17 protein-coding genes, 1 tRNA gene and 4 pseudogenes are annotated in these 16,658 nt (G+C 67.2%); 15 read left to right on the plus strand and 7 right to left on the minus strand.

Translation table 11 applies throughout. The features are described 5' to 3' along the window. The 3 genes and pseudogenes from EPN51_RS25415 to EPN51_RS25425 all read right to left on the minus strand — a co-directional run. Positions 1-120, minus strand: a pseudogene (locus EPN51_RS25415) (WXG100 family type VII secretion target); the annotation flags it as partial. Positions 121-283: 163 nt separating this feature from the next. Continuing rightward, complete coding sequence (locus EPN51_RS25420) at positions 284-1,432, minus strand: PPE family protein (protein ID WP_293048412.1); 1,149 nt, start codon at positions 1,430-1,432, stop codon at positions 284-286. A gap of 61 nt (positions 1,433-1,493) precedes the next feature. Further along, positions 1,494-2,381, minus strand: a complete 888-nt coding sequence (locus EPN51_RS25425; RefSeq protein WP_293048414.1) for a PE domain-containing protein — start codon at positions 2,379-2,381, stop codon at positions 1,494-1,496. 348 nt (positions 2,382-2,729) lie between these two features. Here EPN51_RS25425 and EPN51_RS25430 point away from each other — a divergent pair. The 3 genes and pseudogenes from EPN51_RS25430 to EPN51_RS25440 all read left to right on the plus strand — a co-directional run. Beyond that, a tRNA-Leu gene (locus EPN51_RS25430) sits at positions 2,730-2,803 on the plus strand. A gap of 104 nt (positions 2,804-2,907) precedes the next feature. Then, positions 2,908-3,125 (plus strand): annotated as a pseudogene (locus EPN51_RS25435) (hypothetical protein); the annotation flags it as partial. A 176-nt stretch (positions 3,126-3,301) separates the two neighbouring features. Beyond that, positions 3,302-3,625 (plus strand): annotated as a pseudogene (locus tag EPN51_RS25440) (alpha/beta fold hydrolase); the annotation flags it as partial. A 14-nt stretch (positions 3,626-3,639) separates the two neighbouring features. Here EPN51_RS25440 and EPN51_RS25445 read toward each other — a convergent pair. Both EPN51_RS25445 and EPN51_RS25450 read right to left on the minus strand, forming a co-directional pair. After that, a complete protein-coding gene (locus EPN51_RS25445; protein WP_293048416.1) occupies positions 3,640-4,059 on the minus strand; it encodes a VOC family protein in 420 nt (139 codons plus the stop codon). A 28-nt stretch (positions 4,060-4,087) separates the two neighbouring features. Further along, entirely contained in the window at positions 4,088-4,618 is a 531-nt protein-coding gene (locus tag EPN51_RS25450) for a hypothetical protein (RefSeq protein WP_293048418.1), read from the minus strand. 151 nt (positions 4,619-4,769) lie between these two features. On the opposite strand from EPN51_RS25450, the gene sigI reads away from it, so the two are divergent. From sigI to EPN51_RS25465, 3 genes are all read left to right on the plus strand, one after another. Further along, positions 4,770-5,654: an RNA polymerase sigma factor SigI gene (sigI, locus tag EPN51_RS25455; protein ID WP_293048420.1), complete on the plus strand. Its 885-nt coding sequence runs from the start codon at positions 4,770-4,772 to the stop codon at positions 5,652-5,654. A gap of 168 nt (positions 5,655-5,822) precedes the next feature. Continuing rightward, a complete protein-coding gene (locus EPN51_RS25460) occupies positions 5,823-6,197 on the plus strand; it encodes a nitroreductase family deazaflavin-dependent oxidoreductase (protein ID WP_293048422.1) in 375 nt (124 codons plus the stop codon). Between the two features lie 15 nt (positions 6,198-6,212). After that, positions 6,213-7,088 (plus strand): alpha/beta fold hydrolase, encoded by an 876-nt coding sequence (locus EPN51_RS25465; RefSeq protein WP_293048424.1) that lies wholly within the window; start codon positions 6,213-6,215, stop codon positions 7,086-7,088. A 19-nt stretch (positions 7,089-7,107) separates the two neighbouring features. Here EPN51_RS25465 and EPN51_RS25470 read toward each other — a convergent pair whose 3' ends face one another. Continuing rightward, on the minus strand, positions 7,108-7,254 hold the full coding sequence (locus EPN51_RS25470) for a hypothetical protein (RefSeq protein ID WP_293048426.1): 147 nt from the start codon (positions 7,252-7,254) through the stop codon (positions 7,108-7,110). Positions 7,255-7,267: 13 nt separating this feature from the next. Between EPN51_RS25470 and EPN51_RS25475 the strand changes: the two genes are divergently transcribed. The 9 genes and pseudogenes from EPN51_RS25475 (at position 7,268) to EPN51_RS25515 (ending at position 15,548) form a co-directional block, all read left to right on the plus strand. Beyond that, on the plus strand, positions 7,268-8,065 hold the full coding sequence (locus EPN51_RS25475; protein ID WP_293048428.1) for a hypothetical protein: 798 nt from the start codon (positions 7,268-7,270) through the stop codon (positions 8,063-8,065). A gap of 19 nt (positions 8,066-8,084) precedes the next feature. After that, positions 8,085-8,765 (plus strand): annotated as a pseudogene (locus tag EPN51_RS25480) (dienelactone hydrolase family protein); the annotation flags it as partial. An 85-nt stretch (positions 8,766-8,850) separates the two neighbouring features. Then, positions 8,851-9,138, plus strand: a complete 288-nt coding sequence (locus EPN51_RS25485; protein WP_293048430.1) for a DUF6295 family protein — start codon at positions 8,851-8,853, stop codon at positions 9,136-9,138. After that, positions 9,131-9,892, plus strand: a complete 762-nt coding sequence (locus tag EPN51_RS25490) for a DUF427 domain-containing protein (RefSeq protein WP_293048432.1) — start codon at positions 9,131-9,133, stop codon at positions 9,890-9,892. The genes EPN51_RS25485 and EPN51_RS25490 overlap by 8 nt, the downstream gene beginning before the upstream one ends. 397 nt (positions 9,893-10,289) lie before the next feature. Continuing rightward, entirely contained in the window at positions 10,290-11,381 is a 1,092-nt protein-coding gene (locus EPN51_RS25495; protein WP_293048433.1) for a YncE family protein, read from the plus strand. Positions 11,382-11,601: 220 nt separating this feature from the next. Then, positions 11,602-13,233, plus strand: a complete 1,632-nt coding sequence (locus tag EPN51_RS25500; protein ID WP_293048434.1) for a fatty acid--CoA ligase — start codon at positions 11,602-11,604, stop codon at positions 13,231-13,233. 29 nt (positions 13,234-13,262) lie between these two features. After that, complete coding sequence (locus EPN51_RS25505) at positions 13,263-13,736, plus strand: SRPBCC family protein (RefSeq protein WP_293048435.1); 474 nt, start codon at positions 13,263-13,265, stop codon at positions 13,734-13,736. A 27-nt stretch (positions 13,737-13,763) separates the two neighbouring features. Then, positions 13,764-14,654, plus strand: coding sequence for a class II glutamine amidotransferase (locus tag EPN51_RS25510; protein WP_293048436.1), 891 nt, complete (start codon positions 13,764-13,766; stop codon positions 14,652-14,654). Positions 14,655-14,678: 24 nt separating this feature from the next. Next, on the plus strand, positions 14,679-15,548 hold the full coding sequence (locus tag EPN51_RS25515) for a patatin-like phospholipase family protein (protein ID WP_293048437.1): 870 nt from the start codon (positions 14,679-14,681) through the stop codon (positions 15,546-15,548). Between the two features lie 25 nt (positions 15,549-15,573). Here the strand turns inward: EPN51_RS25515 and EPN51_RS25520 are convergent, their stop codons facing one another. Beyond that, a complete protein-coding gene (locus EPN51_RS25520) occupies positions 15,574-16,644 on the minus strand; it encodes a patatin-like phospholipase family protein (RefSeq protein ID WP_293048438.1) in 1,071 nt (356 codons plus the stop codon). Between the last annotated feature and the right edge of the window lie 14 nt (positions 16,645-16,658).

Here is a 16,658-nt window from a genome sequence, read left to right on the forward strand (position 1 = left end):
GATGTTCATCGACGACGCCCACATCTTGCGGGCCTCGTCCTCGACGGTCTGGGCGTGCACCTCGAAACGGCCCGCCATCGCCCGCATCTCGTGCGGGTCGGTCATAAAACGTGTTGCCATCTCGGCTGTCTCCTATCTCGATAGCTTTCAGTTGGCCGAAGTCTTAACAGTTGTAATTGATGATGTTGTGGCCGCGTTGTGAATAGATTACGGCCTGCCGGTTAATTGCTCGCCGCACACGGGCGACATGTACGCCCTTACATCCCGCATCAGCGGCCGCTTGTCAGACGACAACCTGCTTGGGCATGACGATCGGCTTGAAGCCGTACCGGGGTCCGGTGCCGTAGCCGCCGGCGCCCTTGGCGGCGGCGGCCATTCCCGGCATGCCGGGCATCGCCGTGACCCCTTCCGCTTCGGCGGCGGCCGTCCAACCCGAGCCCCCGAGCGGGGCGGTGGCCGAAGCCAACGAGCCCGGGGCGGCCGCATTCCAGCCGGCCGGCACCGACAAACCGCCGACCGCGGACGCCTCGCCCAAAGCGCCCGACACCGAGCCCACCATGGTGCCGGGCGTCACGGCCGCACCGGTCGCCGGCGCGACCGAGTCGGCCAACGAGAACGGAATCGCCTGCACTGTCCCAAGGGTGCGTCCCAACTGCACCGCGTTCGGGATGGCGTTCATGGTGAACCAGGCCCCCGTGTTCACCCCGCCGTTGATGGCATTGAAGACGGACGGCGTGCCGAGGAAGTTGTCGACCGAGGACAGAAGGCCATCGGTCGTGAAGGGGAGGGTGGGGGCGGCCAAGGCCGGCGCATTGGTGAGGGGAGCTGTCAACGCCTGGGCCGTACCGCCCGTTGAGTCCGCGGCCAGCGCGGCGCTGTCCACGGTCGCGGCGGCCGCCGGGTTGGTGGTCGATGTCAGTGGCGTCACCGGGGTAAGGACGCCGGCCGCCGCCGAGGCGGCCTGATAGGTGGCCATCATGGTGGCGTCCTGGACCCACATCTCGGCGTACTGGGCTTCGGTCGCGGCGATCGCGGCCGAGTTGACGCCCAGGACGTTCGTCGCGACGAGTGTCGCCAGCAATGTCCGATTGGCCGCGATCATCGGTGGGGGCACCGTCGCCGCAAACGCCGCCTCGTAGGCAGCCGCCGACGCGGTGGCCTGAGCGCTCGTCTGCTCGAGTGTCGCCGCCGTCTCGGTCAGATAGGACACGATGGGCTGGGCCGCGGCGGCCGCCGCGGCCGACCCACCCCCGGTCCACTGTTCGGTGGTCAGCAACGAGATGATCGACTCCCACTGGGTGGCCGTGGCGCTGACCTCGGCGGCCAGGTTGGCGTATGCCGTCGCGGCGGCCATGAACGGAGCGGAGCCCGCGCCCGCGTACATGAGCGAAGAGGTGACCTCTGGGGGGACCGCTGAAAAGTCAAGCACCATTTGTGTATTCCGCTCCCTTTGTCTGTTCGAATTCGACGTCTATCCGGGTGACCGTGGCTGCCTAGACGGCCGTCGGTTTCGGCATGACGATCGGCTTGATGCCGTAACGCGGCGCGCCGAAGCCGGCGCTGTTGCGCCCCATCGCCCCCACTCCGGGCATGCCCGGCACCACCGTTCCCGTACCGGCCTGCGGCGCGGCGGCGGTCAAGCCGACTGTCTGCAGCGGCGCGGCGCTCGATCCCACCACCGGGGTGGAACCAGCCCAACTCGGCGGCACCGAGAGCTTGTTGACCATGGTTGCTTGGCCCATCGCGGCCGCCGGCATCGCGCCCATGCCCGTCACGCCACCCGCACCGGCACTGACCGGCGTGGTCGAGGTGGCCAGGTCCGCCGCGGCAGCCGCACCGGCGTCGCCGGACGTGTCCAGCAGGCCACCACTGGCCAGGCCGAGCAGGTCGGAACCCGCGGACGCCCAGTTCCCAAAACCGATGTTGCCGATGTTCGCGCTGTTACTCGACAAGCCGAATATCCCGCCAAGCATGTTCGGGTTGGTGCCGTTGCCGGTGCTACCCAGGAGCCACGAAAGGTAGTCGAGCGGAGTGTTTGACGGCGTGGCAGCGGCAGCGGCGGCGGGAGATATGGCACTCGCAAGTGTGGCCTGGCTCGCGTTGACGGCCTCGGTGTCGCCGTAACTGTTGGAGCTGATGCCCAGGGTTTGCGAATACTGTTCCAGCAGCGTCTGCGCCTCGGCGGCGATTGTCTGGTACTGGGTGCCGTACACCGAGAAGATCGCCGCCTGCTGGGCCGATACCGGGTCGGCGGCGGCGGGAGCGATGACGGTCGTCGCCGACGCAGCGCCCGCGTTCTGCGCTGCCAGATTACTGTTGATTCCTGACAGCAACATCTCCGCCGCTAACATTTCTTCAGTCTGTGTTGTTAGAAACGACATCTGTTGCTCCTATGTTGAACGAACCGGCCCCGGTGTGGATCGCTGTGTGTTCACGTAACGGCCGCTGTGCGTTGGCGTAACGCTAACGACCCACAACTCCACGTTCCCCATCCAATGAGCTGGGATTACAGTCGTTTACGGCTTCTTAACGACAAGGGCGGCAGTTTTAACAAGACCCTGTCGGGCGACATCGGGACGTCATCTGAGCGCGGGCGCCGAAAGGGAGAAATCGCGCCGGCGCGCGGATACTAATCGCTGCGCACCGGGCCCGCACCTTGGACGTCTGGCTAATTTCGGGCGGGATGCGATGCCGCGTGTTCCGGTTTCACGCGCTAGATTCGCCGCCGGGCCCCCATAGCCCAATTGGCAGAGGCAGCGGACTTAAAATCCGCACAGTGTCGGTTCGAGTCCGACTGGGGGCACGGGAAAAGACCTGATAGAGGCGTTATCGGGCCGAATGTATCGGCGAACGAGGCCGCCCGTCGCGGCGTCGTCGCGGTGTTGTTCATCGATTCGGTCGGTTCCACATCGCGGAGTGATCAACAAGCTCCAAGGTGACGCGGCGCCGGCGGTTTTCGGCGCGCCTCCGGAGCACCCGGAGACATCGGTGCGCAGGGGCGGCCCGAGTACACGGTTATCGGCGACCTGGTCGGGCTGCGCGACCGCGCGGCACCGACTCGAGTCGCGCGGTCCGTCCTCCTGTTGGCCACCGGCGTGCTCGTGACTTCGCGCACCATCGCCTAGATCCCAGTTGTTCTGCGAATGATGTGTTCGGGTACCTGCACCACGTGCGTGTCACATTCGATCGGCACGCCTCGTCCTCCTCACTGCGAATGTGGGTACGACTACCTGCGCACCGGCCAATCGAGGGGGGCGGGCAACGGCGCTTACCTGCGTCTGTCAGCCGAAGGAGGACCACCATGTTGCAGCCAGACAAACAGATCGCCGTTGTCAATGGCCACCGGATGGCGTACCGCGAGCTCGGTGAAGGCCACCCGATTGTTTTCGCGCACGGCAACCCAACGTCTTCATACTTGTGGCGCAACGTCATTCCGCATCTGGACGGGCTCGGCCGACTGATCGCCTGCGACATGATCGGGATGGGCGACCCGGACAAGCTGAGCCCGTCCGGGCCCGACCGCTACAGCTACCTAGCACACCGCGACTACTTGTTCGCGCTGTGGGAGCAGCTGGGTGTGGACCGCAATGTGGTTCTGGCGCCGCATGATTGGGGCTTTGCGATCGCCCGCCGGCCCGGCTAGGAGCTGCGCGCCTCACCGACTTCAATCAGATGGCCGTCGGGATCGCGGATGTAGGCCCGAATTTCGTAACCGTGGTCGATCGGGTCGGTCAAGAATCGCGCGCCTCGCGCGCTCCACTCGCGGTGTGCCAGGACGATGTCGGCGACACGTAGGTTCAGGAAGGCGCTGACGGTGCCGGGGTCTGGCGGTGTTGTGAGTGTGACGGTGGGCTTGTCATCGGTGGGTCCCCCTCCGGTGTTGAGGATCACCCAACTGTTGGCCAGCTTCAGAATCACGGGGTCGCGCTCGCGCAGAACCTCGGCACCGAACACGTCGCGGTAGTAGTCGCGCGACCGCTCTTGGTCGGCGACGACAAGGAAATGCGTGACGACGAAGCCGTCGCGCGGCGGAAGCTGAAATCCTGTTGCGCTATTCATCGACAGGCTCCTTCACACGGTCTTTCGTTCAGACATCGATCTCGGTTTGCGCGTAGTTCAGGAAGTACCCGGTGAAGACGGTCAGGCCCAAATATGCGAACGCCTCGGCCAACTGCTGATCGGTCCAGCCCGCGGCCTGTGCGGCCTTCCACGTGGTGTCCGTGACGGTGCCGGCGTTGGTGGCGGCCTCACGGATGAGATCAGTCAACGCATCGATATCGTTGTCGCCGAAGGTATCTCCCGATCGCAACGCCGCGACCTCGTCGTCGGCCCAACCGAGCATGCCGGCAAGCCGGCTCGTGATTCCGACGACATAGTCGTTGCCCACCGTTGTCGCGGTAGCAAGCATCAGCGCGGAGCTGACCTTCGGGCCGACCGTGTTGTGCTCGGCGGTGGCTTGGCGTATCGCGGAGTACGCGACGAGCACGGCGGGGGAGTGCGCCATCTGCGCGTGCAAGTTCAGCGGCCGTCCGGTCGGGGAGAACTGGATGGCGTGCTGCAACAGGGCACGCGATGCTTCCGGCGCATTCTCGACAGTGTGGGCAGGGATGCGGCTCATGTGTGTCACCTCATTCGGTTGATGGGCGTGTAGTGAGTAGTAGGACGCGGGAGCCGCGCGAATTGTGACGGTGCCTCCAAATGTCACATTTCGTGGCGGCGATTCGTTCTTACCTTTTTGAAAGAGGTGCAACGCGAATCAGGAGGTCCCGATGGCGTCGGATGATCAGATCGGTCAAGCGTGGACGGCGAATCGTGCGTACCTGATTGACCTGGCGTTTCGGATGCTTGGCGATATCGGGGCCGCCGAAGACGTTGTGCAGGAGGCTTTCTTCCGGCTGGTGCAAACACCGTTGGGTGGAGTCGACGATGCCCGGGGCTGGCTGATCGTGGTTACCAGCCGGCTATGTCTGGATCGCATCAAGTCCGCAGCATGGCGGCGGGAACGCGCGGCGGACATGGCCGCGCGTGAGGAGCGCGATATGGCTTCGGATGCCCCGGATCCCGCTGACCGGGTGACCCTCGACGATGAGGTGCGACTCGCGCTGCTGGTGGTGCTCGAACAGCTGTCCCCCGCGGAGCGGGTTGCGTTCGTTTTGCACGAGGTCTTCCAGTTGCCGTTCGATCTGATCGCCGACACAGTGGGCAGGCCAGCGGCCGCGTGCCGGCAGCTGGCGAGCCGCGCGCGGCGCAAGGTCTGCGACGCCCGCGACAGCGGGCGCGCCCCGATCGAGCCCGCCGGGCATCGTGCGATCACCAGAAGGTTCATCGCGGCATGCGCGAACGGCGACATCGACGAACTCGTAGCGGTGCTCGACCCCAATGTCTCCGGTGAACTGGACACCCGCAAGGACTTCGTCGTCGTCGGCGCGGCTCGAGTGGCTCGCAATTTGGTGCGGTTCTGGAGCCGACCGGGTCTGGTGCTGGTGTCCCAACCCGTTGATGGGCGCCCCGCCGTGCTTGCATTCGCCGAGCGAAAGCTCGTCGGCGTGATCAACCTGACGATCTCGGACGAGCGCGCCATTACGACCGTCCATGTCCACGTGCACGAAGCCACTCTGAAACCGTTGCGTGCGCAGCTTTTTGATGCCCGATAGCCGAAGCGTCACACACCGGAACGCTGCCTCGTCCGTTAAGGCACATGACAACACGCACGAGAACTGGAGGCCGTGATGACCGATACGACACAACCACATCGACACACCACCGACCCAACGGGCGTCTCCATAGGGCCGTCGCTGTTCGTCAGGCTGGTGATGGGGCCAATGACGAAAGTACTCAACCCACTTGTCGCGATGCTGGCCGGAAGGCGTCATTTCCCGATGGCCGCACAGATTCATCACGTCGGGCGTCGCAGCGGCGAGCCGTACGTGACGTCGGTGGGCGCTAGCGTGCAAGGCGCGGCGGTGCTCATCCCGCTGACGTTCGGCAACCGCTCCGACTGGACCCGCAATGTCCGCGCTGCCGGCAGATGCACCGTGCGGCTGAACGGCAGGGTCTACCAGGCCGTCGCACCTGAATTCATCGACGCCGCGCACGCTGCGCCGCTGATCCGCGGCGCATTCGGTCCCATACAACGACTGGCGTTCAGGTTGCTCGGGATTCAGCAGTTCATGCGGCTGCAGCTGGCCACCCATTAACCGAAAGGCAGTCTGATGCGAACGCTTCCCATCATCGATCGGCCCTCGTGGCTCCCCGATCAAGCTTGGCCATGGCCGACCTACGCGGTTGATTACGGCGCGGGTCGCGTCGCGCTTACCGACATCGGTCAGGGTCCGACGTTGTTATTCGTTCATGTCGGTTCGTGGAGCTTCGTCTGGCGTGACGTCCTCATGCGGCTGCAAGGCGACTTCCGCTGCGTTGCGGTCGACGCCCCCGGCTGCGGGCTCAGCGACCGCACCGAATCCGCGCCGACGCTTGCTGACGCCACCGACGCGTTGACGGCCGTCGTGGACCAGCTGCACTTGCGTGATGCCACGCTGGTGGCGCACGACCTCGGTGGTCCCGCCGGCTTCCTCGCCGCCAGCCGGCGCGCGGACAGCTTCGCCGCCCTCGCGTCGGTCAACTGCTTCGCGTGGCGGCCCACCGGCGCCGCGTTCCGCGGCATGCTCACATTGATGGGCAGCGCACCGGCGGGGCGCCTCGACGCCGCCATCGGCTGGCTTCCTCGTCTCGCGGCAACCAGTTTCGGCGTGAGCCGCCACTGGAGCCGGTCAGATGCGGCGGTATTTCGGGCGGCTATCGACGCCTCGGCGCGGCGCGCCTGGCACAGCTACTTCCGCAGCGCCCGTGACAGCCATGACCTCTACCCGGAGTTGGATGCGGGGCTGCGCGAGCGACTTGCGGATCGGCCGCTGCTGACGATCTTCGGTCAGTTCAATGATCCGCTGCGGTTCCAGAAACGTTGGCGTACATACTATCCCGATGCCCAGCAGGTCAAGGTACCGCGTGGCAATCATTTCCCGATGTGCGACAACCCAGAGCTGGTGGCTCTCGCCCTCACGGACTTCGCAGCCCGGCCCGACCACTGATGATCGGCGGTACCCGCGATCACCCACGGGACTGGATGTAGGCCAGAAAGCCGACCACCTCGCCGGGGACCAACCGGCCGATCGCGCCGCTGGAATAGACGGCGATCGGTACCAGCGGACCAATACTTTGGGCCTGCCGCCGACAACGCCGCGAAGCGCCACTCATACACTGACCCAGCATGGGCATGCTGTTCGGTCTCGCGCCGTGGATTGTGTATTGGATCCTTGTCGGAAACGTTCCTTTCGCTGCCGCCGCGCTGGTCGCACTCGCGGTCGCCGCCGCCGGCCTGGGCCTGGGGGGCGTGGCTGGCAGGCGCTGGGAGTTCTTTGATTTCGCTTCTGTCGCAGCGCTTTTGATCCTCGTCGTGCTGAGCTTCACGCTCAGTCAGCCGTTCCTGGAGCGGTGGATCCTGACGCTGAGCATCGCCGGGATCTTCCTGGTGACGCTGATCGGGATGCTGGTCGGCAAGCCGTTCGTGGCCGAGTTCGCCGCGGCCGAACACGCTCCCGACGTCGTCAAAACCGAGCTGTTCCGCCGGATCGTCACCACGCTCGGCTGGATGTGGGTCGCGACGTTCGCCGCCATGACGGTGTCGTCGGCGATCCCGTCGCTCGCGCAACGCCCCGCGGGGACGGGCGCGGCGTTGATCCTGGACTCCAAGACCCCGCTGTCGTTCCTCTGCTATTGGATCATTCCGTTCGGGCTGCTGGGTCTGGCCGCGGTGGCGTCGCGCTTGCTGGCCGACCGGATGCTGGCCGGGATCGACCATGTGGCGCGGGAAACCTCGTTCGTCGCCTACGACGAGGCCACCATCGATGAGCTGTACTTCCTCGCCACCGAACACGCCAACCGTGAGGTCGGCCCGGGTAAGGAGGCCTACGCCGTCAAGGTCGGCGGGATGGGAACCCCGTTGACCGGAGACGAGTCCCGAAAGTCGTGGCCGTCGACCTACAAGGTGCGCGACAAGCGACACTGAAACCCGCAAAGGAGTCGTGATGAACGCGCCCAGCCCGGACGCCATCCGCGCGGAGACGGTGACCATCACCGGTCACGGCGGCGACGAGATCGAGGCCTACCAGGCCGTGCCGCTCGCGCCGGGGTCACGCGGAGGCATCGTGTGGATTCACCACATGCCCGGCTACGACCGCGAAACCAAGGAGTTCGTCCGCCGGCTCGCCGTCAGCGGTTATCACGCCGTGGCGCCGAACCTCTATTCGCGCGAGGCCCCGGGCGCCGCGCCCGACGACGCGGCCGCCGCGGCGCGGGCCGCCGGCGGGGTGCCCGACGAGCGACTGGTCGGCGACGTCGCGGGCGCGGTCGAGCAGCTGCGCTCGCTGCCCGGCGCCAACGGGAAGTTCGGCGTCATCGGGCACTGCTCGGGCGGCCGGCACGCGTATCTGGCGGCATGCTCGCTGCCGTTCGACGCGGCGGTGGACTGCTACGGCGCGTTCATCGTCGAGGACCCGCCCGAGGGAATGCCCAAGACCATGCAGCCGATCCTGCGCCTGGCCGCAAACCTGAGCTGTCCGCTGCTGGGCCTGTTCGGGCTCGACGACCGGTTCCCCGCACCCGCGGGGGTGGCCACCCTGGACGCCGAACTCGACAAGTTCAACAAGCCGCACGAGTTCCACTCCTACGAGGGCGCGGGCCACTCCTTTTTCTCCGTCGACCGGCCGGCGTACCGGCCGGAGGCCGCGGTGGACGGCTGGCGGCGGCATCGACGAATTCTTCGCCACGCACCTGAAAGGCTAGGTAACAGCCATGTGCACCTATCTCACCGAACACGTCGAGATCGACGGCAGCGGCAAGGGCGCAACCGGGTGGTTCGGCGCCAACCGCGCGACGGTGTACGTCGACCACCCCGTCCACGCGCCCTACGGCCACACGGTCAACATCGACGTGATCAACCCGCAGCTCGGCCCGTCGGCGCGGGTGGCCCTGGAATTGACCGAGGAGAGCGCCCTGGCGCTGGCCGACGCCATCCACAAAGCGATCGCCCACGCGCCGGCCGGGCTGGCCGCCAAGGGCCAGGAGGCCGACGATGACTGACTATCCGCAGATGGCCGCCGTGCGGGGCAGGATCGAACCCGCGCCCCGGCGGGTCCGCGGCTTCCTCGGCGACGCGCTGGTCTTCGACACCACCGCCGCCCGATACGTGTGGGAAGCCCCTTACTACCCGCAGTACTACATTCCGCTGGCCGATGTCCGCACCGAATTCCTGCACGACGAAAACCACGCCCAGACAGTGCAGTTCGGCCCGTCGCGGCTGCACTCCCTGGTGGGTGACGGCCAGACGCATGAGTCCGCCGCGCGGGTATTCGACGCCGACAGCGACAGCCCACTGGCCGGTACCGTGCGGTTCGAATGGAATCCGTTGCGCTGGTTCGAAGAAGACGAACCGATCTACGGCCACCCGCGCAACCCCTATGCGCGCGTCGACGCCCTGCGCTCGCACCGGCACGTCCGGGTCGAGCTTGACGGAATCACCTTGGCGGACACCACGTCTCCGGTATTTCTGTTCGAAACAGGCTTGCCCACAAGATATTACATCGATCCAACCGACGTCGCCTTCGCGCACCTGCAACCCAGCACCACACAGACGCTGTGCCCGTACAAGGGAACGACGTCAGGCTATTGGTCGGTGCGTCTGGGTGACGTCGTGCACGAGGACCTGGCGTGGACCTACAACTACCCGCTGCCCGCGGTCGCTCAGATCGCCGGTCTGATCGCCTTCTACAACGAAAAACTTGACATCGTCGTCGACGGGGCTAGATTGTCGAGGCCGCAGACGCAGTTCAGCTAGCGCCGACGGCGAAAACCGGCGGTGTGATATTCGCCTCGTCGGCGGCAAATCCTGAGGTTTCCTTACTGGCGCGTCGGTAGAGCGCAAACGCGGATCGTTAGCGGCGAAGGCAAAACCCGCCGGAAGACGGTTTGCAATGGTTTCGCTACGGGTAAGCGACTGCGATACAGCGTGATTGGAAGTCTGAGCAGAACCTGAGTGCGTGGAGTGACGTAGCTAACGTCGGGCGTTTTGAACTGCTTTAAGGCGAATTTTGGTCAGTAGACTACCGAAAACCAGTCTCGTCGGCGCCTTTCGGTGCTGAAAGCCGGTGGACCCGGAGGCCAAATCGTCGCGTGCGTGCGACGTCGTCACTTTGGCCCCCGGGGCCGACGAACACAGCAAAGGCGGTACCAGCGTGAGTGATGCATACGACCCTAAGGCGGCCACGTTCGAGGTCGACAACACCGCGGTGGTTCGCGTTCCGGTGCACAGCGGTCCGATCAGCGACATGGACATCAGCGCCGACGGGCGCCGGCTGCTCGTGACGAACTACGGCCACAACGCGGTCTCGGTCATCGACGCCCACACCCTTCGTGTCACGAGCGTCGTCGCCGGCCTCAGCGAGCCGTCCACCGTCGCGACGAGCGGCGCGGACGCGAACTACGCCTACGTCAGCACCGCCACCGCCGCCTATGACGCCATCGAAGTCGTCGACGTCGCCACGAACTGGCGGATTGCCACGCATCGGCTCGCGCACAGCGTGAGCGACCTGACGGTGAGCCGCGACGGAAAGTACCTCTACGCCAGCCGAAATGCGGTCCGCGGCGCCGACGTGACGGTCCTGGACACCACGACGGGCGAACTCGAGGTGATCGAACTGTCCACCGCGCCCGGCACGACCACCGCCTGCGTCCGGGCCAGCGCCGACGGGCGCCGCCTGTACGTCGGCGTCAACGGGCCGAACGGCGGCAGCCTCGCCGTCGTGGAGACCCGCACGCGGTCCGACGGTGGCCGTGTCGGTGGCCGTTCGCGCATCGTCGGCACCATCGAGCTCGGTTTGCCCGTCCGCGATGCGGCGCTGAGCAACGACGGCAGCACGGTGTATGTGGCAAGTTGCGGTCCGGTGGTGGGCTCGGTGCTTGACGTCATCGACCCGCGCGCCAACAAAATCGTCAAGACCCGCAAGATCGACGAGATCACCGGGCCGCTGACCCGGATGGCCCTCAGCCGCGACGGCGAGCGCGCCTACCTGGTCAGTGACGACCGCGTCACGGTGCTCGGCACCCGGACGCAGGACGTCGTCGGGGAGGTCACGGTGTCCAAGAACCCGTCCTGCGTGCTGGAAAGCCCCGACGGCAGCCACCTCTATGTCGCCGACTACTCCGGCGTGATCACCGCGGCGCGGATCGCCTCGGGGCCGGCGCCGCACCGCGGCGGTGCGGATCACGGGGACGTGCCGGCCGCGGGCTGGCTGGACACGCCCCAGTGGGAGCCGGCGCTGGCCTAACCCGCTCGGCGCCGCGGAACGGCGCGGCGCTCCAAAGCCGTGCCGGCCGAACGGGATCCACGCCGTCGGTCGTCGGCCCGGATGATCTCCGCCACGATCGCCGAATTCGGGCTTAGGGTGGGAAGCGGTCGGCGGCCTTTCACCGTCGGCCCGGAATGCGGGCGCCGCATTTCGCGGATTGGCACAGGCAGTGCCGCGCGGAGAACAAGGCGGTACATCGATGGACGGCACGATGCAGGACTATCCGTTGACCATCGCCGCGATCATGCGCCACGGCTGCGGTGTCCACGGGGACCGCACGGTCACCGACACCACCGGGGACGGCTACCGCACGACCAGCTATCGGGAACTGGGCTGCCAGGCTGCCCAACTGGCGAATGGATTGCGCCGGCTCGGTGTGACCGGTGACCAGCGGGTGGCGACGTTCATGTGGAACAACACCGAGCATCTGGCCGCCTACCTCGCGGTGCCGTCGATGGGCGCCGTTCTGCACACCCTCAACATCCGCCTGTTCCCCGAACAGATCGCCTATGTCGCCAACGAAGCCGAAGACCAGGTGGTGCTGGTCGACGCCTCGCTGATCACAGTGCTCGCCCCGGTGCTGCCCAGCCTCGAGACCGTGCACACCGTGATCGCGGTGGGCGAGGGCGACACCGCGCCGCTGCAAGAATCGGGCAAGACCGTGTTGAACTACGCCGACGTCATCGCCGGCGAGTCGACCGAATTCGACTGGCCGCGCATCGACGAGAACTCCGCGGCCGCGATGTGCTACACGAGCGGCACCACCGGCAACCCGAAAGGCGTGGTCTACAGCCACCGTTCGAGTTACCTGCACACGATGGGCGCGTGCACCACCAACGGAATCGGTGTCGGGGCCAGCGACAGCGTGCTGCCGATCGTGCCGATGTTTCACGCCAACGCCTGGGGACTGCCGTACGCGGCGCTGATGGCCGGCGCCGACTTGGTGCTGCCGGATCGCCACCTCGATCCCCGGTCGCTGGTGGCAATGATCGAAGACCTGCGGCCCACCGTGACCGGCGCGGTGCCGACGATCTGGAACGCCGTCGGGCACCACCTCGAGGGCGACCCCGACCACGACCTGTCGTCGCTGCGGCTGGTGGTCTGCGGCGGCTCGGCCGTTCCGGTATCGCTGATGCGCACCTTCGAGGAAAAGCACGACGTGCAGATCCGGCAGTTGTGGGGCATGACGGAGACCTCGCCGCTGGCAACCATGGCGTGGCCGCCGCCGGGGACCCCGGAGGACCAGCACTGGACATTCCGCGGGACCCAGGGCCAGCCGGTCTGCGGGGTGGAGTTGCGGATCGTCGACGACGACGGCCAGGTGCTGCCCAACGACGGCAACGCCGTGGGGGAGGTCGAGGTCCGCGGCCCGTGGATCGCCGGCTCCTACTACCTGGGGCGCGACGAGTCGAAGTTCGACTCCGGCTGGCTGCGCACCGGCGACGTGGGCCGCATCGACGGGCGCGGCTACGTCACCCTGACCGACCGGGCCAAAGACGTCATCAAATCCGGTGGGGAATGGATCTCCTCGGTCGAGCTGGAGAACATCCTGATCGGCCACCCCGATGTGGTCGAGGCCACGGTGGTCGGCGTCCCCGACGAACGTTGGGACGAACGCCCGCTCGCGGTGGTGGTGGCCAAAGAGGGCGCGCCGGTCACGGCGGAGCAGCTGCGAATTTTCCTCGCGGACAAGGTCGTTCGATGGTGGCTGCCCGAGCGGTGGACGTTCGTCGACGAGATTCCGCGCACCAGCGTCGGCAAGTACGACAAGAAAGCCATCCGGTCCCGATACGCCGAAGACGGCTACCGGGTGATCGAAGTGCGCGACTAGGGCCGAGCATCGGCGAAAGGCTTGCGACAGTGACACATTCACACATCGTCAATCAATCCGTGCTCACCCCGGTCACCGTGCAGGACGCGTTCGGCCGGACGCTGCCGATGCCGCTGCCCACGCTTTTCAACCGCTGGTACGGCCCGTTCCCGCCGATCAGGGACGTGCGCCAGCAGACGGGCGCCTGGGACGCGGCGGGTCAGACCCGCATCGTGCACCTGGCCGGCGGCGCCACCATGCGCGAGCAACTGACCGGCGTCGACCCGCCGCGCTCGTTCGGCTACCGGCTCGGCGAGATCACCGGCCCGATGGGGTTGCTGGTCGATCACGTTGTGGGCGAATGGATTTTCACCCCGGCGGCGGCCGGAACCGAGATCACCTGGCGCTGGGACATCCATCCGAAATCGCCGCGAACGGCTTGGGCGCTGCTGCTGCTGGGCCGGATGTGGAAGGGCTACGCGCGGCGGGCGCTGGCCAACCTGTCGGCCTTGCTGACGAGCTGAGCCCTCGGGCCACTACCGTGGGAAGCCATGTGCCGACTCTTTGGCCTGCACGCCGGGACGCACGCGTGCACCGCCACCTTTTGGCTGCTGGACGCGCCGGACAGCCTGTCAAAACAGAGCAGGCGAAACCCGGACGGCACCGGCCTGGGCATCTTCGACGAACGCGCACAACCGCACCTCTACAAGGAGCCCATAGCCGCCTGGCAGGACGCCGCATTTGCGACCGAAGCGCATCGAATGACCGGCACCACCGTCATCGCCCATGTCCGCTACGCGACCACCGGATCGCTCGACATCCGCAACACCCACCCGTTTCTGCAGGACGGCCGGATCTTCGCGCACAACGGTGTCCTCGAAGGCCTGGACGTCATCGACGAGCGGCTGCGTGAGATCGGCACCGCCGACCTGGTACTGGGCGACACCGACTCCGAGCGCGTGTTCGCGTTGATCACCGGCTCGATCCGGGCCCGCGCCGGCGACATCACCGGAGGGCTCGTCGACGCCATGGGATGGCTTGCCGGGCACGTCCCGATCTACGCGGTCAACGTGCTGCTGAGCACGGCCACCGAGATGTGGGCGCTGCGTTACCCGCACACCCACGAGCTCTACATCCTGGACCGATCCGACGGTGCGGCGTCCCAGGATCCCGAATTCGACTTCCACACCCTACGAATTCACGTGCGATCGGAGCACCTGTGCGCCCGGCCGTCGGTGGTGTTCGCCACCGAGCGCATGGACGGCGACTCGCGCTGGCGCCTTCTCGAGCCGGGGGAGCTGATTCACGTCGACGCCGGGCTGCGCGTCACCCGCAGCCTGGTGCTGCCCGACCCGCCCAAACAGCTGCTGCGCCGGGAGGATCTGAGCACGCCGGTGCGGGACTCGCAACACGCCCTGCCGAGCACCCGGCGGCCGGTCTGACACCGTTTGGCAGAGTTGGTGAGCGTGACGAACAAACGCGCCCTGGTGCTGGCTGGTGGAGGGATAGCGGGAATCGCCTGGGAGACAGGTGTTCTGCGTGGCATCGCCGACGAGTCGCCGGCGGCGGCCCGGCTGCTGGTCGAGTCGGATGTGCTGGTCGGGACGTCGGCGGGCTCGGCGGTCGCCGCGCAGCTGAGCAGCGGCCACACCCTCGATGAGCTGTTCGACCGGCAAGTCGCCGAGTCGTCGGCCGAAATCGATTCCGGCGTCGACGTCGACGCCATCACCGAACTGTTCCTGACCGCCCTGGGCGCCCCGTACGAGGAGCCGCGCGACAAGACCCGCCAACAGATGCAGCGGATCGGGGCCGTGGCGCTGGCGACCGAAACCGTTCCCGCGCCGGTGCGCCGCCAGGTGATCGCCCAGCGCCTGCCATCGCACGACTGGCCCGACCGGGCGTTGCGGCTCACCGCCATCGACGTCGCCACCGGAGAACTGACCGTCTTCGACCGCAAGTCCAACGTCGACCTCGTCGATGCCGTCGCGGCCAGCTGCGCCGTGCCCGGCGCGTGGCCACCGGTGACGATCGCGGGCCGCCACTACATGGACGGCGGGATCGCCAGCTCGGTCAACCTCGTGGTGGCCGCCGACTGTGATCGTGCGGTGGTGCTGGTGCCCTCGGGCATCGACGCGCCGTCGCCGTTCGGTGCCGGGCCGGCCGCCGAGGTCTCATCATTCGCCGGCGCTGCGTTCGCGGTCTTCGCCGACGGCGACTCGCTGGCCGCCTTCGGGCCCAACGCATTGGATCCGGGCTGCCGGGTCCCCTCGGCCCTGGCCGGGCGCGAACAGGGTCGCCGCGAAGCCGCGACCATCGTCCGGTTCCTCGGCATGTGACGGGTTCGCTTGTCGCGCAAGCTGTTTAGCGCTCGATCGCGGCTGGGACGGCATCGTCGCGCCGGCCTTCCAGAGAGTCCAGGGCGTCGTCCGCGAGCGCCCGGCCGGTGGCGATCACCTCTACCGCACGGTGAAACTCGAGCGCCCGGCACGTCGAGCGCGGAACCTCGATGAGCAGGTCGGGCGGGTAGACCGCCAGCGTATGGCGCGCCAGCGCCGCCTGCGCGATGTCGATCGTCCGGTTCATCACCTCGAAGCTGCCCAACTTGGGCACCCCGGACAGCACGCCGGGCAGCTCATCGGCGTCAGCATCGACCGCGGGCTGCGCCTCGTCGACACCGTCCGGCCAGTCGTCCGATTCGCCGGCGGGCCCGCCCAGTCTGCTCAGCACCGCCCGGGCGGTCGGCCGATCGAGCAGCGAGCGGGCCGCGGCCGTGTCGAGCAGTGCGGAGGTGCTGCGCACCATGCGGGTCAACCACTCGACGGTGGCTCCCGGCTCCGCTTCGCGGTGGGTGATCGCCTCACTGCCGGACAGGCTCACCGCGACGGTCAGGTCGGCGTTGACGGCCGAGAGCGGGGCCATCGGCAGCGGATCGAGGATGCCGCCGTCGGCGAGTAGCCGCCCGTCGACCGCGTGCGGCGCGATCACACCCGGGATGGCGATCGACGCGCGGATCGCCTCGTCGAGGGGGCCGCGCTGAAACCAGACCGACTTGCCCGCCAACAGGTCGGTCGCCACCGCGGTATAGGGGATCCGCAGTTCTTCGATCGCGACCGGACCCAGGATGTCGCGCACCGCGTCCAGGATCTTCCCGGCCCGCAGCACGCCGGCCGCGCTGATGGACGGGTCCAGCAGCCGCAGAATGGTGCGCTGGGTCAGCGACTTCGCCCACTCGGAGAATTCGTCGAGGCGTCCCGCCGCGTGCAGGCCGCCAACCAGCGCTCCCATCGATGAGCCGGAGACGCCGACGACCTCATAGCCGCGTGCTCGCAGCGCCTCGATCACCCCGACGTGGGCGTAGCCGCGGGCGCCACCGCTGCCGAGCGCGAGTGCCACCCGAGTCGGTGCCGATCGGCGCGGAAGTTCGTCAGGCACCCCACCATTTTGCG

The organism is Mycobacterium sp. (assembly GCF_004298145.1).
Taxonomy (GTDB): Bacteria; Actinomycetota; Actinomycetes; order Mycobacteriales; family Mycobacteriaceae; genus Mycobacterium.